The following is a 20,453-nucleotide window of genomic DNA, read 5'->3' as shown; positions in this document are numbered from 1 at the left end:
TTAGCTAAGCAGCCCCTTCAGATAGGTGCCATAATCGTTCTTCTCGAATGTGTCCGCACGTTCCGACAGTTGGTCGGCGCTGATCCAGCCGGACAGATAGGCGATCTCGTCCAGGCAGCCGGTTTGCAGACCCTGACGGCGCTCTAGCGTGCGCACAAAGTTGCCTGCGTCCAGAAGGCTGCCATGGGTGCCGGTGTCCAGCCACGCATAGCCGCGACCCATGCGCTGCACATCCAGTTTTCCGGCGTTCAAGTACATTTCAAGCAGTGTGGTGATCTCAAGCTCGCCCCGCTCTGATGGGCGGACCTCGCGCGCAAGACGTGGCGCGTCACCGTCCAGAAAATACAGGCCCGTCACCGCATAGCGCGAGGGCGGGACGGCGGGTTTCTCGATGATCTGCTGGGCCACGCCGTTTTCATCAAAGCTGACCACGCCATAGCGTTCCGGATCGGCAACGTGATAGCCAAATACAGTACCGCCATCGGTGCGTTGATCGGCCAGATCCAGAAGTTCAGGCAGGCCGTGGCCGAAAAAGATATTGTCGCCCAGCACCATGGCCGACGGCGCACCATCCAGAAAATCTTCGGCCAGCAGATAGGCCTGTGCCAGACCGTCAGGCGAGGGCTGAGTGATATAGGTCAGCGAGATACCCCATTGGCTGCCATCGCCTAGGGTGCGCTTGAACTGGTCCTGATCCTGTGGCGTGGTGATCATCGCGATCTCGCGGATGCCTGCCAGCATCAGCACGGACAGCGGGTAATAAATCATCGGCTTGTCATAGATCGGCAGAAGCTGTTTCGAGATGCCGATGGTGATCGGATAGAGCCGTGTGCCCGAGCCACCTGCCAGAATGATCCCTTTGCGTCCCGTGGTCGAGCCTGTGATCGAGGATGTCATGTGCGTGCTCCGAGTTGAGTCAGGATCGCGGAAAGCCCGTCACGCCACTTGGGGCGGGCGATGCCAAAGACCTGCTGGGTGGTCGTGCAGTCGAGCCGCGAGTTCAGCGGGCGTGTTGCCGGCGTTGGGAAGGCTGTGGTCGGAATGTCTTCGACCTCGCATTCGGTGCCGGATTGGGCAAAGATCTCGCGTGCGAAGTCGGCCCAGCTGGTGTCGGGCGCGCCCGAGAAATGATAGGTGCCTGCGCGGTCCGGCTGGGCGCATAGCTGATCCGCGATGGACAAACACGCCTCGGCAATGGCTCCGGCCGGGGTTGGGCCGCCGATCTGGTCGGCCACGATGGTCAGCTTGTCGCGCTCGGCCCCAAGGCGCAGCATGGTTTTCACGAAGTTGTTGCCATGTGCCGAAACAACCCACGAGGTCCTCAGAATAGCATAGGCTCCACCCGCTGCACGCACGCGGTCTTCGCCCGCCAGTTTGGTGCGGCCATAGGCGTTGGGCGGAGAGACCGCGTCGTTGGGTGTCCACGGCGTATCCCCGTCGCCAGCAAAGACATAGTCGGTCGAGATATGGACGAAGGGAACACCCAACTCTGCACAGACTTGCGCCATAGCGCCGGGCGCGATGCCATTCACCGCAAGTGTAGTGGCCTCGTCTTCTTCGGCCCGGTCCACGGCGGTATAGGCGGCGGCGTTGATCACGGCGCTGGGCGCGTATTTGTGGATCATCGCAGCACAGGCATCAGGATCGGTCAGATCCGCTTGCTCGCGACCCAGAAAAATAGCGTCAGGGGAACGCGCTTGCAGTTCCAGAGCAACCTGCCCGGTTCTGCCAAAAACCAGAAGCGTCATGTGCTTACTCCCACACGGGTGCCGACGCCATCGGTGTCCAAAAGGGGCTTCCACCAGGCTTGATTGTCCAGATACCACTGAACGGTCTTGCGCAGTCCCTCTTCCACGGTGACGGACGGACGCCAGCCCAGCGTTTTTCCGATAAAGGTCGGATCAATCGCATAGCGCGCATCATGGCCGGGGCGATCTTCCACATAGCGGATCAAATCGGCGTAAGGCGCAGTTCCCGGGCGCATGTCGTCCAGAAGGGCGCAGATGGTGGTGACAAGATCAATATTGCGCCGCTCGTTCTCGCCACCGACGTTGTAGCTTTCGCCGGGGGTGCCTTTCGTGACGGCCAGAAGCAGCGCGTCGGCGTGATCTTCAACATACAACCAATCGCGCACGTTCAGGCCTTGGCCATAGACCGGAATCTCTTTGCCCTGAAGCGCGTTCAGAATGACCTTCGGGATCAGCTTTTCGGGGAAGTGATAGGGGCCGTAATTGTTCGAGCAGTTGGTCAGGACCACGGGAAGCCCGTAGGTATGAAACCACGCGCGCACCAGATGATCGGAACTGGCTTTGGACGCCGAATAGGGCGAACGGGGGTCATAGGGGGTCTGCTCGGTGAACAAGCCGTCCTCACCCAGCGAACCATAGACCTCGTCGGTCGAGATATGGTGGAAGCGAAAGCCCTCGGGCTTGCCTTCGTGCACCCAATGGGTGCGTGCGGCTTCCAGCATGTTGTAGGTACCGGTGATGTTGGTCTCGATAAAATCGCCCGGCCCGTCGATGGACCGGTCTACATGGCTTTCGGCGGCCAGATGCATCACCGCATCGGGTTTGTGAGTGGCAAAGACCCGATCCAACGCAGCGCGGTCGCGGATGTCGGCATGTTCAAACACATAGTTCGGGTCGTCTGCCACGGGGGCCACGTTTTCCAGTCGCCCGGCATAGGTCAGCGCGTCCAGATTGACGACCTGATGCCCGCGCGACACGGCCAGTCGCACCACAGCCGAGCCGATAAACCCAGCGCCACCTGTGATCAGGATCTTCATGCGGAGACCCCATATGTGAAGGGGCTGTCAAAATCGGCCAGTGCTGGGGCGTCCTGATCTTTGGGCGACAACTGCGGCTCTCCGTCGAAATCCCAGTCGATGCCGCAACTGTCCCAACGCACGGCGCCGTCACAGTCCGGTGCATAGTAATCCGAGCATTTATAGACGATTTCTGTGTCTGGGCTGCGGGTGATGAAACCGTGCAGGAAGCCCTCGGGCACCAGAAGCTGGCGGCCATTTTCGAAGCTCAGCTCGTATCCAACCCATTGCCCATAAGTCGGGCTGCCTTTGCGGATGTCGACGGCCACATCGAACAGTGATCCACGCCCACAGCGTACCAGCTTGGCCTGCGCATGAGGGGGCGATTGGAAATGCAGTCCACGCACCGTACCCACCTGCCGGGACAGGGAATGATTGTCTTGAACGAAATCAATATCGATGCCGTTCTCGGACATCCGCTGACGGTTCCAGCTTTCCGAGAAAAAACCGCGGTCATCCCCGAAACGGGCGGGTTCCAGCAAAAGCACTCCGGGCAGGGTGGTTTCAGTTATCTTCACAAATGGACTCCCGCACAAAAACTGCCTCGCAAATAGCAAGGCAGCCGTAAATTGTCACGGTGCGATATTTTAGGCCCAAATGTGGCCTTAGATGGGCGAAACAGGCGGGGCGGGCTCTGTTTTCTATGGCTTAGACGGCCTGATCTCGGGCCAACCGCAAAGCGCGTCGATCAGGTGCTGAGCATCCTCTTTGAGGGCCCGAATTGGGTTTGGCAGACAACAGGAAAAGCTGGCATGGCGAAGCTGTTCTGAGGCTGTAATTCGCCCGCTTCAACCTTGAAGGCGTGGGTGGGGCCGCCCCGCGTCGCGGTTGCGTCAAATAAAGCGATAGCGCCTTGGTTTCAGCCGAGTAGGCAGAAGATCCAGTGATGTGCGGGGTTTCTGGAGCGGGCGGCGGGAATCGAACCCGCGTCATTAGCTTGGAAGGCTAAGGTCTTACCACTACACAACGCCCGCTCATTAAAAACAGGACATATTTCATGCGCTTCTGGGCGTCAAGAGCACCCAGCGTGGGAAATCAAAAGAGTGGATAATTGAATGTACTGAACGGGCGGGAAGCGGACTCTCGCTGCTGCCACTCCAATGTCAGCAATGCGCGTGTGATCCACATCAAATCGGCCGCACAAATAGGCGCTGCTATCGCGTATCCGAACTGATCAAATTTGCGGCGAGACCAAGAAACACGATCCCTGTAGACCTTTGTAGGAGAGTCTGGGTTCTTTGCGATTGAGAAAGGCGTTCGCTGGCGAGGCTGGACAACAAGGCGATACTGCCGAACGCGATCATCGTCACATCTGTTATAACCAGCCCCAAAACGAGAAGTTGTCCTTCGACATCCCTCTGTGTCGGATCAACGAATTGGGGCAGGAACGCGAGCATGAAGATCGCAACCTTCGGGTTCGACAGGTTCATAATCAAACCCCGGCCAACCAGGCGGGGCATCGACTGCAGAGGTGCCCCATTGGCGCTCAGTTTGCCGGGCCCTGCACGCAGAACGCCCCAGGCCAGATAGACCAAATACGCTGCGCCGATGGTTTTCAAAGCGGTAAAGGCCGACGGCATGGTCTGCACCACGGCAGCCAGGCCTACGGTTACCGCAAGAGTATGCACAAGCAAGCCCAGGCAAAGTCCAAGTGTCACCAGCAATCCTGATCAACGTCCGGACACGGCCGATTGGGTCATCACGAAAATATTGTCTGGACCAGGGACGAGTGCCAGCAGAGCAGATGCGGATATAAAGACGACCAGGGTTTCAACAGTTGGCATTCTTGGCTCCTTGAAGGTGCCTGGCCTCGCTTTGGCGAGCAAGTTGGAAGCAGACGGCCGCCAGTCCGGCACACAGGGACAGGCCAATGCTCAGGGGTAAGGCGGTTTGGTCGTAGAAGATCCCGGTTGCGTAGCCCGCGGCGACACCAAGACTGATCTGGATACTGCCGATCGCGGCAGAGGCCGTGCCCGCCCGAGCCGCAAACGGTTGCATGGCACGCGCCGTGGCGTTGGGCAGCACGATGGCGAGCCCGAAAACCACGCAAGCAGCGGGCCCTGCAACGGCGAGCGGTACGTGTATCTGTAACATCGACAGGACCAGCATCAGCACCCCGCCGACAAGAGAAACGGCAAGCCCCATGGCTGAGACCATGTGAAAAGGCACCCGTTTCAGCAAGCGCGCGTTGAGAAGTGCGCCGCATAGCAAGGCTGAAGCCGATAGGGCAAAATAGTACCCGTACTGCTCGGCCGGCAACCCGAAGCCATCAATCAGTACTGCCGGAGAGGCCGAGATGTAGCAAAGCATGCTGGCGTAAATGAACCCTCCGGACAGCATATAGGCACGTGAAGCGGGATGTCTGATGACAAGGACATAGCTGCGCAAGGATCCACGGAAATTTAGTGACTCGGCCTGCCTCGCCGGAAAAGTTTCCCTGAACCAAACGAGCGTTATGGCGAGCGTTAGAATGGACAATCCGCTCAGGGCCCAGAACACGCCTGCAACACCGAAGATTGCGACCAGAACACCGCCTAGCGTCGGTGCTATCAGGGGGCCAAAAGCCATGGCGAACATGACCATGGCCATAGCGCGTTCCGCCCGCGCACCCGAGTAGCAATCCCTCAAAATGGCCCGCGCCAAAATCGGGCCACAGCCGGCCCCCATTCCCTGCAGGAACCGCAGCGTATATAGGGCCTCGATCGAGCTTGCCTGCAATGAAAGCGCACTGGCCAGTGCGAAAATCATCAATCCCAACAGCAATACGGGTTTTCGACCATAGCTGTCCGACAGCGGCCCATAGAAAGGTTGCATGACGGCATAGCCCAGCAGGAACAGGCTGACGATTGCGTGGGTTGCGGACACATCTACGGCGAATTGGCTGGCGAGCGCCGGGATCGCGGGCAACGAAATATCTGTGGCAATTGCCGTCAGGCTGGTGAGTCCGCCGAGAAAGGCCAGCATCGGTACATCGCTTCGGGTAAGCGTGCTTGTTGAATCCGTCACACCGTGCTCCACACGTCAAAGACAATGAGATGCATAATGCTGCAAAAGACTGGATTTCACTGTCCGCCCAAAAGGGGGACAAGCTTGGCACTTACCGATCCGTTCCGCACAACGTGAACAACGCTGGTTTCGAATTGATCCCCAACTTTATGTAAGCACGTTTGCGATAGGTGGTTACTGTACTGGGCGCCACCTCAAGCTCCCAGGCAATCGCATCCGTCGTCTTGCCTCGCAGGATACCCTCGCATATCTCACGTTCACGCTCGGATAAGGACAAAAGCGGGCTGAGCATGTCTTGTGGCTGACTGTCGGAATAATGCAGCAGCGCCAACTGCCCCAGAACATCCAGGACCGGGTTGGCTGTAAGCTCTGGCGCAAAGGCACCGCTGTCAGCGAAACGATAGAAATTCACCCCAAGGCAGGACGTATCCCGCCGCGCCAGCACCGTCAGCTTGTCGACGATTCCCGGTAGCTCAAAAAACCGGTGCCGATAAAGTGGAGCCATGTTTGTCGCCAATGTACTCAAGGAGAACACATCGGTCCCATTGATGCCGGCCAACCGAGAAATCTGCGGTTGCAGGGGATCATCGGCATAGCCGGTTTCAAGATACGCCTGAGCCAACTGATTGGCGTTTTTTTCCGGGTGAGTGTTGTAGGACAGGTAACAGGTCGGTTTGCTGGCACCATAGGAAAACACCATGACCTGATCAGCCCCCAATTGGGTTTCGACTAGGTTCAGGAAAGCTTGGTTGAAACTCCTGTCGCCCACTTTTCCCATACAGGCAGCCAATTCCGATAACAGGTCTGAAGAGGAAGAGTTGGAACTGTGCGCATTATTAGACATGCGCACATTCTGGAAGGCATTCAAAGGGTAAGCAATGGCCAGATCATTCTTGGTCAAGATTATTCCGAGCAGAGCTGATCAATTCTATCGTGCGTGCGCCATCCCCCAGTTCCCGCGCCATAAGCAGGCTGAGCTTGCTCAGGAGCAGCTCTCGGTCGTTCTCAGCAACAGCATCCAATGCTATGGCCAATTCTTCATAGAAAGTTTCAAGATCGGAAAAATCGAGCGGCATCAGTTGGCCTCCTTCTTGCCATATGCTTTTTTGACCTGAGCGACGATTTCGCTCGCTGTATTGGGGTCCCAAATGGCCCCGAGATACCCGTCTGGCCGGATCAAAAGAACCGCTCCATCCACGATTTCCAAGCGAGTTATGACCCGCAGAAGTGCCTGTTCTCCAAACTGTTCGCGGATTTTGCTTCCGGTAACCAGTTCAAGTTCCGGATCGGCAGATGTTAGAGAATTGCGAAGCTCTGCAAGGTCGATGGCAGGCGTGTCGTTCAGCATCAATAGTGTGAAACCGTTGCCGAGAAGATCACTCAAATACGTGCCCTCCGAAAGCTTTTCGTCGGGCAAAACTGTCCCCGGTTTGAGCCCTGATGCAGAAGACGTGGTTTTCAGAACCGCACCGCCATCCGAATAGGTGAACGGTACCATCTGGCGTGGATTGGCGAATTCCCCAGCCCATTCATGTTTAAGCGACAGGGACAAAGCAGCGTCACGCATCAGTGCCCAGCCCTTGGTGGGCGGGGTCATAAAACGAGCGCTTTTGCTGGCATTTTCGAAGACGTCCAGCGTCGCACCGCGCCGTTCAGGCGAATAGCTGTCAAGAAGGGTCTCGTCGCTCAAACCTTTCACCACACGCGCCAGTTTCCAGCCTGCATTTTCGGCATCGGCCAGCCCGTTATTGAGCCCCCGCACGCCGAAAATCGGAACAATATGAGCGCTGTCCCCGATGAAAATCACCCGGCCATCGCGGTAATCATCAAGCGCCAGTGTATTGGCCGCATAGATGCTCCACCATTCCAACTCCCAGGCGCCCTCATGGCCGATATCATTCAGGATACGGGAAACGTTTGCGCGGATGTTGTCTTCTCGGATCGCCTCTTCTTCGGTCTGCCCCTCGGGCAGCTGGTAGTCAATGCGCCAAATATTGTCGGGCTGCCGGTGAATCAGGATCGTTTTGTCAGGATTTGACTTGCTGTCGAACAGGGCCCGGCGAATGGTGGGATAGTCATGATCCATTTGCACATCGGCAATGACATAACGGCCGGGGAAATTGTCGCCCTTGAGGCGAAGCCCGCGCATTCCGCGGATCGGGCTGCGGGCACCGTCGGCAGCCATGACCCACTCTGCATCACAAGTATATTCGCCATTCGTATCCCGGACACTCAGCCGCACCCCGCCTTCGGTGTCTTCGATACCCGTCACTTCGCTGCACCAGCGGGTTTCGATCAATTCTGATGCTTCGACCGCATCCCACAGGTATTGCTCGATATATTGCTGCTGGATGTTGTACATCGGCAGGTACTTGTCGCTGTCCGAATGCGGCATCTCGAATTCGAGAATCTGCTGGCCGCGATAGAACGTGCGCCCCTTGGTCCAGCCATAAGGTTTGTCGAGAAAGGATGCCACCGCTCCGGCACGCTCAAGTGCCTGATAGCTGCTGCGCTGAATGCAGATCGCGCGGCTGCCGTCGTTGAACGTATCCTTGTTGTCGAACAGAACCGAAGGAATGCCAAACCGCGCCATCGTTAAAGCGGCAAACATGCCCACTGGGCCGGCACCCACAATGGCGACCGTGAACCTGTTTTGCGCCAGGACATGTTCCCTGTCGGGAGCCGTGAATGAGGGGTAGTCGAAGTATAGTGATTCAAATTCACCCTTTCCTGTAGGTCTCAAAGCGCATTCCTTCCGATAGATGATTTGTTAGTGATCAAGATGAGGAAAAAGACGCGCTGTGACTGTCCCTCATAAGGGTGGACAGGCCGAAATCAGTTGGTAAGGGAAGGTATTGTTACGCTGTCAGAGTGAAAGGCAGCTTATGTTCGTGAACCGGCTCTTTGTTGTTGGGTTGCTCTGTGGCAGCTTTGGGCCGATTACACCATCGGCAGGAATGGCGGTAGCCCGTCTTTACTGCTTCTTGCGTCGGCCGCAAAGGTTAGTTTCACCGCGTCATACGCAACAGTCAGCAAAGCGCAGACAGTGAACTTCACGGAGTTCACCGTCTGGGGTAGCGATGTAGCCATCAAGGCTCATGGCGATATATCCAACGTATTGCGTCATGCGCGGGGTACCTTACTTGGGCCAGCTGACGGCAGGCAGGATCTGTCCGACGCAATCGCCAAAGCCGATCTGGAAACCGTCACCCTTGGCAGCACCGCGCAGGGTCAGCGTGTCGCCGTCCTCGATAAAGGTGCGGGTTTCGCCGGTGTCGAGCGTGAAGGGCTCGCGCCCCGCCCAGCTCATTTCCATCAGCGATCCGTATTCGGTCTTCGTCGGACCCGAGATGGTGCCGGACCCCAAAAGGTCGCCCACATTCATCGCGCAGCCGCCGATGGCGTGGTGGCACAACTGTTCAGCGGCCGAGTAATACATGCGGGTGTAGTTGGTTTCACCAACCACCGACGTTGTGTCGCCGCCTTCGGGCTGCATCAGCACCTGAAGCTCGATGTCATAAAGACCGTCCTTGGAGCCATCCAGATAGGGCAGCAGTTCTTTCTCGCGTTCCGGCGTCGGGGCGCGGAACTCTTCCAGCGCAGCGGCAGTCACGATCCACGGGCTGATTGACGTGCCGAAGGCTTTACCCTGGAACGGACCAAGCGGCTGGTATTCCCAGCCTTGGATGTCACGGGCGGACCAGTCATTCAGCAGCACGTAGCCAAAGATCATGTCGTCGGCTTCATCTACGGTGATCGGCTGACCGAACTCGGAGGGTTTGCCAACGATGGCCCCCATTTCCAGTTCGATATCCAGACGCATCGAGGGACCAAAGCTGGGCATCTCGGCGTCAGGCGCTTTGCGTTGACCGTTCGGGCGGTGGATGGGCGTACCCGAGATCACGACGGAGGACGCACGGCCGTTATAACCGATCGGGATGTGCAGCCAGTTGGCGGGCAGATCGGGCGAGCCACGCAGGATCGCGCCCATGTTGGCAGCGTGCTGACGACCGGCATAGAAGTCGGTGTATTCCGACACAAGGAACGGCATGTGCAGTTCCGCGTCGGCTTGAGCAACCAGCAGAGGCTCAACGGCGTCACGCTCGGTCGAGCCTTCGCCCAGCAGTTGTCCAAGACGGGCGCGCAGTGCGGACCATGCGTCCGATCCCAGCTCCATCAGCTCGTTCCAGAAAGGAACGTCGAAGACGGGTTCGTCACCGATCTCAATCAGGCCAGCTTCTTCAGCGGCCTGCATATCAAGGATCATATCCCCGATGGCCACACCACAGCGCGGCTCGGTGTCGGCGGTCGAGAACACGCCATAGGGCAGGTTATTCAGGGGAAAGGGGGTCTCGGCAGAGTTCGCGCTGTCCACCCACGACTTTTTCAGTTGGCTCATGTGATCCTCACTCGGCGTCGGCCTGTGCCTCGGGTCGCGCATCGGCGAAGGCGGGCAGGGCCAGACAGGTTTCTTCGATTTCGGTCAGACGCGGATAGGCGGTCAGATCCACCCCCCAGCGCCGTGCGTTATAGTACTGTGCGACAAGGCAAATGTCTGCCAGCGTCGGCGTGTCGCCAAAGGCAAACTTGGTGCCCTTGTCGACCATCTGTTCAAGGGCGGCAAAGCCCGTGTCCATCCAGTGGACCATCCATTGGCGCTTCGCCTCGGCATCCGCACCGAACGTGTCGCCCAGATGCTTGGCCACGCGCAGGTTGTTCACCGGATGAATATCCATCGCGATGACATGCGCGGCGGCCATCACCTTAGCACGTTTGACTGGATCTGCGGGCAGCAAGGCAGGCTCGGGCTGCACGGCCTCAAGATAGTCGATGATCGCCAGCGACTGGGTCAGGACGGTGCCGTCCTCCAATTCCAGCGAGGGCACCAGATGGGTCGGGTTCTTGGCCACATAATCCGACGCGTGCTGCTGTCCGCCATCTTTCACAAGATGGACAGACACATGCTCTGCTTTGAGCCCCTTGAGGTTCAGCGCAATGCGCACGCGATAGGCCGCAGTGGACCGCCAGTATCCGTAAAGCGTCATCACTTTTTACCCGGCGTCCCGTCGAACTTCTTCTCAAGGCTCTCCCAGCAGTCGATATACTCGTCCTGAAGCGGCGCTTCATTCGCCGCAAACGCGGTCAGGTGCTGCGGGAAGCGGGTCTCGAACATGAAGGACATGGTGTTGTCCAACTTCTCGGGCCCTAGGTTCTAGTTCGAGGCACCCTCGAAGGCATCACGATCCGGACCGTGCGGCAGCATCATGTTGTGCAAGGACACACCACCGGGGACAAAGCCCTGCGGCTTGGCGTCATACTGGCCATAGATGTTGCCCATCAGTTCGGACATGATGTTCTTGTGATACCACGGCGGACGGAAGGTGTTTTCGGCCACCATCCAACGCTCGCGGAACAGAACGAAGTCGATATTCGCGGTGCCCGGCTGGCCCGAAGGTGCCGTCAGCACGGTGAAGATCGAGGGGTCCGGGTGGTCAAACAGGATCGCGCCAACCGGGCAATAGGTTGTCAGGTCGTACTTGTACGGCGCGTAATTGCCGTGCCATGCGACGACGTCCAAGGGCGACTGGCCGATCTCGGTCTTGTGGAACTGGCCACACCATTTGATGGTGATGGTCGACGGCACTTCGCGGTCTTCAAACGCAGCAACAGGGGCTTTGAAGTCACGCGGATTGGCCATGCAGTTCGCGCCAATCGGCCCGCGGCCCGGAAGCTCGAATTTCTGGCCGTAGTTTTCACAGACGAAGCCGCGCGCGGGGCCTTCCAGAAGCTCAACGCGATAGACAAGGCCACGGGGGATGATGCCGATTTCCTGCGGCGCAAGGTCGATGACACCCAGTTCCGTATAGAAGCGCAGCTTACCTTCCTGCGGCACGACCAGCAGCTCGCTGTCGGCCGAGAAGAAATAATCATCCACCATAGACTCGGTGACCAAGTAGACGTGGGTTGCCATGCCGACTTGGGTGTTCACGTCGCCCGCCGTGGTCATGGTCCGCATGCCGGTGATCCAGTTCAGACCTTCGGCGGTGGGCACGGGATCCCAGCGATACTGGCCCAGCGAAATCACATCCGGATCCACGCAGGGCGCAGATTTCCAGTAAGGGACGTCAATCTTCGTGTAACGCGCCGAGTGCTTCACCGACGGGCGGATGCGATAGCACCATGTGCGCTCGGGCGGATTGGCTGTGAAGGCAGTGCCGGACAGCTGCTCGCCATACAGGCCATATTCGCATTTCTGCGGGCTGTTCATGCCTTGCGGCAGCGCACCGGGCAGCGCCTCGGTTTCGAAATCATTCGCCCAACCGGGCATGTAATGGGTCTCGGTGCCAACGACTGACACCGCGCGCGTCATCTCGCGCGAGGGGCTGTGCTTGTTCATAACTGTGCTCCGGCTTGCATTCAGGTCTTGCCCAGCTCTTTGGCGTGAAGCCAATCAGCATGCTTTGGTGCGCGTTTCGTCACCGACCATTCATTCAGCATATCCCACTTCACTGAATCCATACGCTCAAGCATCGCTTCCTCTTCAGGATCAGGGCATGCGAGTTCAATACGGTGGCCGTTAGGGTCAAAGAAGTAGATAGAATGGAAGATAGAGTGATCGGTCACACCTAAGACTTCGACGCCCTTAGTTTCCAAGTGCTCTTTGAACTCAACAAGAGTGTCACGATCCTTAACCTTAAACGCGATATGCTGAACCCAGATTGGTGTGTTTGGGTCACGACCCATCTCAGGTTTGGTGGGCAGTTCAAAGAATGCCAATACGTTGCCGTTTCCTGCATCCAGGAACAGATGCATGTAAGGGTCAGGTTCATGTGTCGAAGGGACATGATCTTCGGCGATTGCCAGGATGAAATCCATGTTCAGCATTTCGCCGTACCATTCGACGGTCTCTTTGGCGTCTTTACAGCGGTAGGCCACGTGGTGGATTTGTTCGATCTTCAAGTCGTATTCCTTTCTTGCAAGGGGTGGACGGGGTCCAAATGCACCCTAAACTTGGGTGTTGGATCCAGCGGCCAGCTGTAGCGCTGCATCAAGAGCTTGCGTGTCACCGATGTGATTACAAAGGATCAAGATCAGCCGAGCGTTCAGCGCGTCGCTTTCTTCTTTGGAAAGCTCCTCGTGAGCGGCCAAAAGGGAAGCATAGAAGTCGTCAGGACTTTTTATGTTTGGATCTGTATTGAGAGCAGTCATTAGATATGTCCTTTCACACACGAGCTGTAGCGACGTTGATCGCGGCGCGTACGGCAGTTTCATCAAAGGTTTCCCAGCGGGCTGCAACGTGCTGATCAGGGCGCATCAGGTAAACGGCTGAGGTAGCTGCCCCTAGATAGCGTTCTGCCAATTCCGGATTACCCGAGGCGCTGAGTGCAACGCGAGTGACACCGATACCGTCCACGTCCATGCTTTCTGGGGCGTCCGCATCGATAGTCAGTAGTTGGAATTCACCTCCAAGACGTTCCAGCAGCCACTTTCCATCTGCCGGGGCGTCTGCCATGGGTGCGCCAACACGCAATCGACTGGGAAGCTTATCGCTGTCGGGACCGTTCAAAGACAGATCATCATAGGTGCAAGGCACAGATAGGCGACCCGAATTTACCAGCGGGCGCGCAAATGCTGCCTCGCCGGATAGGGTAAGCACGGCATCGCGAAATATCTTGCTGACTTCCGATTTCGGCGTGATGAAATCAGTTGATCGGGTGGAGTTGAGGATGTTTTCATCAGCTCCATGCACTCGTTCTTCGGAATAGGTGTCCAAAAGAGCTTCTGGGGCCTTCCCGTTGATCACCAGGCCGAGTTTCCAGCCCAAATTGTCGACGTCCTGCATGCCTGAGTTGGCCCCACGCGCGCCAAAGGGCGACACTTGGTGGGCGGCGTCTCCGGCGAACAGGACCCGACCGTGACGGAAGCTGTCCATGCGTTTACACTGGAAGGTGTAAATCGATGACCAGACCATGTCGTAGTCCACGTCATCACCAAGGAACGCGTCTAGACGACGGCGTATATTCTCTTCCTTCATTTCTTCTTTGCGATCCACGTCCCAACCGATCTGGAAGTCTACGCGCCAGACATCATCAGGTTGTTTATGCAGCAGCGTCGATGCGCCCGATCCGTGAGAGGGTTCAAACCAGAACCACCGTTCGGTCGGAAACTCAATCTCACCCTTCATCTTGATGTCAGCAATAAGGAAGCTGTCTTGGAAGACTTTTCCTGTGAAATCCAGATCCATCATTTCGCGCAGCGGCGAAGATGCACCGTCACAGCCAATCAGCCAATCGGCTTCAATCTTGTACGGCCCGTCCGGTGTCATCACGTCCAGAACGACATGGTCATCTTTAACGTCGACGGCATCAACGCGGTTCTTTCCACGGATCTCAATTGGTGCACCTTGGGTCTGCAATTCACGCAGACGTTCGATCTGGAACTGCTCGTAATAGGGCTGCTGCAAGTTGATAAAGGCAGGGTACTTGTGCCCAGATTCTGGCAACAGGTTAAAATCGAACACTTTATCATCGCGATGGAATACCTTGCCCAAATTCCAGACAACGCCTTTGTCGAGCATCGGCTCGCCACAACCATATCGATCGGCAATCTCCAAACAGCGTTTGGCAAAACAGATCGCACGGGACCCCATGCCAATTCCTTCATGATCGTCCAGAACCAGAACGGGGATACCTTGCATTCCAAGGTCCAAAGCCGCGGCAACTCCGATGGGTCCGCCACCCATGACGACAACCGGATGCCGGACAGCTGTGTCTAGGTCCTGATCTGCGGATTTTTCGTATGGATAGAGCTTGTAGGCCAGAGTGTATCTATCATCGAACATTTCGTAATCTCCTCTCGAATTTCAGATCAACCCTGCAGGGCAGCCCACATGTCCAGATCGCGTTGTGCAGTCCAGATTCGAGGGGTGTCGATGCCACGGGCTTCGTCATATGCACGCGCCACATTGAAGGGCAGGCAGTGTTCATAGATGGCGTAGTCTGCGAACTTAGGGTCACAGCTTTCACGCACAGCGTGCCAAGCCTCTTTCAGGGACCCGCCACGAGCGGCAACCTTTGCTACAGGTTGATAGGTGCTATCGACAAAGTCTCGAGTGCTCTCGATGGCACGGTTTACTGCGTCTTTGCCGACCAAAGCGCCGCCACGCCCAGGTGCAATCGCATCCACATCATAGGCGAGGATATTGTCGAGCGTCTGACCCCAATCGTTGAAGTGGCCGTCGCCGCAGTAACAAGCGGAGTGGTCTTCAACGATATCACCTGTGAACATGACGTTTTGGTCAGGCACGTGAATCACGGTGTCGCCAGCGGTATGCGCGCGGCCGATCTGTTTGATGTCTACGCGGCGGTTGCCCAGATAAACGGACATGGAATCCGAGAAGGTCGTGGTTGGCCACGTCAGGCCAGGAATTGATTCATGCCCTTCGAACAGCCGCGGAAAGCGTTGGAATTCACTGTCCCAGTCTTCTTGACCGCGCTCAACGACCATCGATCGTGCGATATCCGACATGATAACCTGTTCGGCGCCAAAGGCACTCGCGCCCAGAACGCGGACCGCGTGATAGTGTGTTAAAACCACATGGCTGATTGGCTTGTCTGTAACGGACCGGACGCAATCGATAACTTTGTTTGCCAATCGAGGTGTCGCCTGGGCTTCGACAATCATCACACTCTCGTCACCGATGATCACACCGGAATTGGGATCCCCCTCTGCCGTGAAAGCATAAAGGCCATCGCCAATCTCATCGAATGTAATCTTTTTTTCCGTCATGTCCCCTTGGGACGCAAATTTCGTAGCCATGTTGTTTCCTCTTTCAGCTGTGAACAGTTCCCAGGAAGAGCCCGAACCTGCACACGGTTTTCTTAATTTGAGATCAGGGTCTCATTGGCCAGTTCGCGAGCTGTTGTGACAAACCGCTGATTGCGTATCGCCGACCCATCTTCATCCATGCGCGTGGTGATCCATCCGACATAAGTCAGCGCGCGAAGCAGGATAAAAAGATCAAGCATGTCAGTGTCGATCGGGCGGTGGCTGCGGTAGCCTTTGATGAGCGCATCGCGAAGTTGGGGATAATCCGGCTCGCGCATGTTCTTGATCAACGTCGTTGCGAGATCAAAAATTCGGAAGCCAAACCCGGCATCATCGAAATCGATGAACTGCAGCTTGTCGCCGTCGGCCATCACGTTTTCACGCACCAGATCAGCATGGATCAGGCCGAAATCGAGAGAAGCCTCTGCTTCTTCCAACTGCGCATTCGCGTGGTCACGTATGCGCATAAAGAGCTCACGGTCTTCGCTAGTGAGCGTAGGGTTCTCCCAAAACCGGCCCCAGAGTGGTGAATCGCCAACCAATCCTTTGCGGTCCCAATGACAACGCGTGAAGTTGTTAGGAGGAGTCCAATCGTCGGACAGCTTGTGCAAGCGGGCCATTTCACGACCCAATCGGAAGAACAGATCATCACGATCCGCCGTTTGAAGCGGCTCGCCTGTCTTGCCAATAGGTGCACCGGATAACCACGTTAGTACGTCGATCTGAACATCATCTACGACATGTAGATAATCTCCGGACGTTGAACGGATCGGTGCCGGTACATGCAAACCGCCGTCGGCGACAGCGCCCATCCATTCCAGTTCGGAAACCAGTTCTGCGTTTGTGCGGTAACCCGCGCGATGCAGGCGAAAGGCGAAAGACTTGCCGCCGTGATCTGCACGAAAAACGCGGTTCTCGCGTGCTGCGATCAGACGCCATTTCGCACCGTTCATACCCCAGAGATCAAGGGCCTTCTCAACCGTCTGTGTCATGGTGTTACCGGCGTTTTCGCCAGGACGTCATCGAGAGTATCGAACAGAAGGTCGGCGTTTTCGATTGAGAACGGCATTGGCGGCCGAATTTTCAATGTGTTTTTGTGGCGTCCAAGTTTTGAGAGGATGATGCCGCGATGGCGCATCGCATTGATGACGCGATCAGTGAATTCACTTGCTGGGGATTTGTCGTCATGGTTCAGGACCATTTCTGCGCCAAAAACTAGGCCTGATCCGCGCGTGTTGCCGATTACACTATACTTGCTGGCAAGTTGGTCGAGCCGCGATCGCGCGTAAGCACCAACTGTTTTGGCGTTATCCACAAGATTTTTTTCCTGAAGCTCTTCGAGGACAGCCATCGCCGCCGCACAGGAAACAGGATTGCCGCCAAACGTATTGAAATAGCGATACCCTTTGCGGAAAGTCGCCAGGATGTCGGTGTTCGTCACAACGGCGCCAACTGGATGACCATTACCCATCGGTTTGCCCAGTGTCATGATGTCGGGCACGATCCCCATCTTTTGGTGCGCCCACATGTGGGTGCCTGTGCGACCAAACCCGGATTGGACTTCGTCGCAAATCAGCAACCCTCCGGCTTTGCGGACAACCTCTGCGACGGGTTTCAACCATCCATCCGGATGATCGGGAAAGCCTTCGTTCAAGAAATAGGGGCAGATCACGAGGGCTGCGAAACCGGTGCCACTTTCTTCGTGTGCTGCAATCTGCTCGGATACGGATGCGGCGAATTTTGTGCCGTCTGGATCCGGGTTGCGGTAGCTGTCGGGCGCTTCCACAAAGCGGAAGTATTGCCTTAGCCCAAAGCCAACGGTCGGCACGTTGGATTGGCTCAATTGGCTGACCAGCGATGTGTTTCCGTGATAGGTCGCATCGGTTGCAATAATTCCGCGCTTTCCGGTCATACCTTCGGCCATGCGCAAAGCGATGTCGTTGGCTTCCGAGCCTGTACAGGTCATTACCGCAGTGTCGAGCGCGCCATCCAATGTGGAGGTCAAGCGTTCGACGTAGTCGAGGATGCCTTCGTGTAGATATCTGGTGTGGGTGTTGAGGGTGGAAGCCTGACGACAGATCGCTTCGACGACGCGCTCATTACAATGTCCGACATGAGGTACATTGTTATAGCAATCCAAATACTTGCGCCCATCGGCGTCCCAAAGCCAGACGCCTTCACCTTTTACGACGTGAATTGGGTCGTCATAGAACGTAGAGACGTTTGGCCCCAGAAGCCTGTTCCGATCTGCAAGCAATTGTTGTGTGGTTCTGGTCAAGTTACACCTCTTCATGTGAAGTCTGGGGATTAGTGATGGGAAGGGTTTCCCAAATCGCCGCCAGATCGTCTGGGACACGCCCGCCGCAAGACTGGGTGATGTCGATGCATCCTGCTCTGAGCGACGACAGGATGTTGTCTTTCAATTCGTCAGTCAGGCGGGACTGCGGAACAGGAACGGCCACTGTGCCGATCGCCTCTCCGTCTGGCCCAAAGAAAGGCATGCCAAATGAGACAATTTCTCTGGTGAAATACTGATCCGAGAAACTGTATCCGCAGGCTTGGAATTGCTCGATGAGATGCAACATGTCGGAACGTGCGATTACGGTGTTTGGCGCGAATGAAGTCATCGCGCTAGAAAACGCCGTGTCGATGATCCCTTCTGGCCCAAACGCCAGGATCGCAAGACCCGAAGCGGTTGCGTGCAGTGGCAGCAACTCTGCTTCGTCGAAAATTACACGCAACCCATGCCGCAACGGGTCGGCGTGGTAGGTGGGCGACATAACATCCCCTTGCAAGAGCGAAGCGTGAACGAGCTCGCCTAGTTGTTCTGCCATCCTGTCAACAACAGGCCTGATTGCGCTGCGAATCGGTAGATGCTTCTCGCGCACAGAAGCCAGTCTCAAAACTGCTGGCCCTAGGCGATAACCGCGAGTCTCGGGGTGTTGCTCTAAGAACCCATTCTTTTCCAGTTCAACCAGATGCCGTCGAACGGTGGCCTTATCGCCACCGCTAAGCCGCACGAAGTTCGCAAGTCCGATCTCGCCGCGGCTGGATGAAAAATGGGTTAGCAATGTCAATGCCTTAGTGATCGTTCCCATGGCTTTGTTCCACTCCGTGTTTTGTATTCCTGATCGCTTCATCAGTAATGTAAAACAAATTAGTTGCAATTCTGACTATAGCGTGTCAAATAATGACACACAAGACAAATTCGGGATTAGGAGGAGAAAACCGATGAAACGACAAACTAAGAAAGCGACAGCGCTCGCGCTCGCCACTTGCCTTGCACCGCTTGCTGCATGGGCTGAATATCCTGAGAAACCAGTAAGCTTTGTGGTTCCATTCCCTCCCGGAGATTTGGAAGACATCGTTACTCGCTTGATCGCGGATGAGTTTCAGGCGGCATATGGAACGCCTGCGGCCGTCGTGAATAAACCTGGCGGCGGCGGCGGCCCTTTCCCGGGCGCGGCTGAAGTTGCCGGTGCGCCGGCCGACGGCTATACAGTTGGATCGTTTGTAATCGACATCCCCGTCGTCGGCCCGCATGTCGGCATTCCGGCGCTGGACCCGAACCCGTTCGAGCCCATCGGAATTTTCCTGACCTATCCCTTCGTACTGGCTTCATCAAAGAGCCAGCCCTATTCAGATATGGATAGTCTCGTTGAGCACGCGCAGGAAAACCCAGTAGTACTTGGGCATTTCGGCTCATACCTGGTCCCGACCCAAGTGTCGCTCGCTCTCGCGAACGCCAAGGGCATGGAATACTCTGCCGACACAGCATTCGACTCGCTTGATTGCAACACTTTGGCGTCTGGTGACGCGGACGTAATCAACACCAACCTGCAATCGGTGCTTCCGTGTATCGACAACGTGAACGTGCTTGCCACGATCGGTGATGAACGTATTCAGCTTACTCCCGATGTACCCACTGTTGGGGAAATGGCGCCGGATCTGAATGTTAGTCTCTGGAACGGGCTTTTTGTGCACAAAGACACGCCTGAAGACGTGCGTGCGAAGATCGCAATGGTCGCCGAGAAAGTAATGAGCTCCGACCGTGTCAAAGAGATCTCAGCCGAAACCGGCGCACTAATCTACTGGGAAGACGCTGCAAGCGCTGCTGCACGGATTGAAACGGACAGTGCCACGTTGGACAGAATCAACTCGATTCTAGGCGAGTAATCTCCCTCTACCACTCAGTGAGTCGGCTAGTGAGCCGGCTCGCCCTACTCACACGGTTTCTCGGGGTGATTTACAATGTCGCACGTTAAGACGCTGCAAGATCTATTCAAACGCTATCGTCGACCTGGGGACCTCGTAATGGCATCCCTTTCAGTAGCCTTTGCGTTTTTTCTGGCGGTTAATCTTCCATTCCAGACAACTTGGGTGCCACGCACCAAACTGTTTGCGCAGCCGGCGTTCTGGCCGTCAGTGGCCGTTTCTTTGATGGTTGTGTTCTCTCTCATGCATCTTGTGGGGTCTTTGGTTTCCGAGCGGATCGCAGGTCGCATGCAAGAGATCATGATGTGGGTCAAATCACTCGAGTTTGTTTGTTGGTTCATGGGCTACGTCCTGTTGGTCCCACTACTCGGCTATCTGCCCATGACAATAGTGTTCACCCAGCTTCTAACGCGGCGCTTGGGGTACCGAGGCTGGACGTGGATCGCGTCAGCAATGGGCGTGGCACTTGGTGTTGTTGTTGTTTTCAAAGGCGTCCTGCAGGTCAAGATCCCAGCGGGTGCCGTCTATGACCTCTTGCCTGCGGGTGCCGCGCGCAACTTCATAATGATCTATTTCTAGG

Annotated in this window: 20 protein-coding genes, 1 tRNA gene and 1 pseudogene; 2 read left to right on the top strand and 20 right to left on the bottom strand. The window is 56.4% G+C overall.

The window, feature by feature from the left end:
* The 20 genes and pseudogenes from rfbA to ALP8811_RS13890 all read right to left on the bottom strand — a co-directional run bounded on the left by rfbA (window position 1) and on the right by ALP8811_RS13890 (window position 18,756).
* Entirely contained in the window at window positions 1–897 is an 897-nt protein-coding gene (rfbA, locus tag ALP8811_RS13985) for a glucose-1-phosphate thymidylyltransferase RfbA (protein ID WP_108857877.1), read from the bottom strand.
* Window positions 894–1,748 (bottom strand): dTDP-4-dehydrorhamnose reductase, encoded by an 855-nt coding sequence (gene rfbD / locus ALP8811_RS13980; protein ID WP_108857876.1) that lies wholly within the window; start codon window positions 1,746–1,748, stop codon window positions 894–896. Before rfbD ends, rfbA begins: the two co-directional genes overlap by 4 nt.
* Complete coding sequence (gene rfbB / locus ALP8811_RS13975) at window positions 1,745–2,785, bottom strand: dTDP-glucose 4,6-dehydratase (RefSeq protein ID WP_108857875.1); 1,041 nt, start codon at window positions 2,783–2,785, stop codon at window positions 1,745–1,747. The genes rfbD and rfbB overlap by 4 nt, the downstream gene beginning before the upstream one ends.
* Window positions 2,782–3,342, bottom strand: a complete 561-nt coding sequence (rfbC, locus tag ALP8811_RS13970) for a dTDP-4-dehydrorhamnose 3,5-epimerase (protein WP_108857874.1) — start codon at window positions 3,340–3,342, stop codon at window positions 2,782–2,784. Before rfbC ends, rfbB begins: the two co-directional genes overlap by 4 nt.
* 382 nt (window positions 3,343–3,724) lie before the next feature.
* A tRNA-Gly gene (locus ALP8811_RS13965) sits at window positions 3,725–3,798 on the bottom strand.
* Between the two features lie 180 nt (window positions 3,799–3,978).
* Window positions 3,979–4,482 (bottom strand): LysE family translocator, encoded by a 504-nt coding sequence (locus tag ALP8811_RS13960; protein ID WP_219928735.1) that lies wholly within the window; start codon window positions 4,480–4,482, stop codon window positions 3,979–3,981.
* Window positions 4,483–4,594: 112 nt separating this feature from the next.
* Complete coding sequence (locus tag ALP8811_RS13955; protein WP_146184032.1) at window positions 4,595–5,830, bottom strand: multidrug effflux MFS transporter; 1,236 nt, start codon at window positions 5,828–5,830, stop codon at window positions 4,595–4,597.
* Between the two features lie 91 nt (window positions 5,831–5,921).
* Window positions 5,922–6,731 carry a helix-turn-helix transcriptional regulator gene (locus ALP8811_RS13950; RefSeq protein ID WP_108857872.1) on the bottom strand — a complete coding sequence of 270 codons (810 nt, stop codon included), beginning with the start codon at window positions 6,729–6,731 and terminating at the stop codon, window positions 5,922–5,924.
* Window positions 6,718–6,906, bottom strand: coding sequence for a DUF2783 domain-containing protein (locus tag ALP8811_RS13945; protein WP_108857871.1), 189 nt, complete (start codon window positions 6,904–6,906; stop codon window positions 6,718–6,720). The genes ALP8811_RS13950 and ALP8811_RS13945 overlap by 14 nt, the downstream gene beginning before the upstream one ends.
* Window positions 6,906–8,573 carry an FAD-dependent monooxygenase gene (locus ALP8811_RS13940; RefSeq protein WP_108857870.1) on the bottom strand — a complete coding sequence of 556 codons (1,668 nt, stop codon included), beginning with the start codon at window positions 8,571–8,573 and terminating at the stop codon, window positions 6,906–6,908. Before ALP8811_RS13940 ends, ALP8811_RS13945 begins: the two co-directional genes overlap by 1 nt.
* A gap of 396 nt (window positions 8,574–8,969) precedes the next feature.
* Window positions 8,970–10,229, bottom strand: coding sequence for a fumarylacetoacetase (gene fahA, locus ALP8811_RS13935; RefSeq protein ID WP_108857869.1), 1,260 nt, complete (start codon window positions 10,227–10,229; stop codon window positions 8,970–8,972).
* Between the two features lie 7 nt (window positions 10,230–10,236).
* On the bottom strand, window positions 10,237–10,875 hold the full coding sequence (gene maiA, locus ALP8811_RS13930) for a maleylacetoacetate isomerase (protein WP_108857868.1): 639 nt from the start codon (window positions 10,873–10,875) through the stop codon (window positions 10,237–10,239).
* Window positions 10,875–12,200: pseudogene (gene hmgA / locus ALP8811_RS13925) on the bottom strand (homogentisate 1,2-dioxygenase). Before hmgA ends, maiA begins: the two are co-directional and overlap by 1 nt.
* A gap of 47 nt (window positions 12,201–12,247) precedes the next feature.
* Entirely contained in the window at window positions 12,248–12,790 is a 543-nt protein-coding gene (locus tag ALP8811_RS13920) for a VOC family protein (RefSeq protein ID WP_108857867.1), read from the bottom strand.
* A 45-nt stretch (window positions 12,791–12,835) separates the two neighbouring features.
* Window positions 12,836–13,039, bottom strand: coding sequence for a DUF2783 domain-containing protein (locus ALP8811_RS13915; protein ID WP_108857866.1), 204 nt, complete (start codon window positions 13,037–13,039; stop codon window positions 12,836–12,838).
* 13 nt (window positions 13,040–13,052) lie between these two features.
* Window positions 13,053–14,672, bottom strand: coding sequence for an FAD-dependent oxidoreductase (locus ALP8811_RS13910; RefSeq protein WP_108857865.1), 1,620 nt, complete (start codon window positions 14,670–14,672; stop codon window positions 13,053–13,055).
* A 26-nt stretch (window positions 14,673–14,698) separates the two neighbouring features.
* Window positions 14,699–15,649: an MBL fold metallo-hydrolase gene (locus tag ALP8811_RS13905; RefSeq protein ID WP_108857864.1), complete on the bottom strand. Its 951-nt coding sequence runs from the start codon at window positions 15,647–15,649 to the stop codon at window positions 14,699–14,701.
* A 62-nt stretch (window positions 15,650–15,711) separates the two neighbouring features.
* Window positions 15,712–16,650 carry a phosphotransferase enzyme family protein gene (locus ALP8811_RS13900; protein ID WP_245924666.1) on the bottom strand — a complete coding sequence of 313 codons (939 nt, stop codon included), beginning with the start codon at window positions 16,648–16,650 and terminating at the stop codon, window positions 15,712–15,714.
* Window positions 16,647–17,936, bottom strand: a complete 1,290-nt coding sequence (locus tag ALP8811_RS13895; RefSeq protein ID WP_219928734.1) for an aspartate aminotransferase family protein — start codon at window positions 17,934–17,936, stop codon at window positions 16,647–16,649. The genes ALP8811_RS13900 and ALP8811_RS13895 overlap by 4 nt, the downstream gene beginning before the upstream one ends.
* A gap of 1 nt (window position 17,937) precedes the next feature.
* Window positions 17,938–18,756, bottom strand: coding sequence for an IclR family transcriptional regulator (locus tag ALP8811_RS13890; protein ID WP_108857862.1), 819 nt, complete (start codon window positions 18,754–18,756; stop codon window positions 17,938–17,940).
* Window positions 18,757–18,889: 133 nt separating this feature from the next.
* On the opposite strand from ALP8811_RS13890, the gene ALP8811_RS13885 reads away from it, so the two are divergent.
* Both ALP8811_RS13885 and ALP8811_RS13880 read left to right on the top strand, forming a co-directional pair.
* A complete protein-coding gene (locus ALP8811_RS13885; RefSeq protein ID WP_108857861.1) occupies window positions 18,890–19,834 on the top strand; it encodes a tripartite tricarboxylate transporter substrate binding protein in 945 nt (314 codons plus the stop codon).
* 138 nt (window positions 19,835–19,972) lie between these two features.
* On the top strand, window positions 19,973–20,452 hold the full coding sequence (locus ALP8811_RS13880; protein WP_245924665.1) for a tripartite tricarboxylate transporter TctB family protein: 480 nt from the start codon (window positions 19,973–19,975) through the stop codon (window positions 20,450–20,452).
* The last annotated feature ends 1 nt before the right edge of the window (window position 20,453 follow it).

This window comes from Aliiroseovarius pelagivivens (assembly GCF_900302485.1).
In the GTDB taxonomy this organism is placed as follows: domain Bacteria; phylum Pseudomonadota; class Alphaproteobacteria; order Rhodobacterales; family Rhodobacteraceae; genus Aliiroseovarius; species Aliiroseovarius pelagivivens.
The sequence above is the reverse complement of the archived record's forward strand: the minus strand, read 5'-3'. Positions and strand labels throughout refer to the sequence as shown.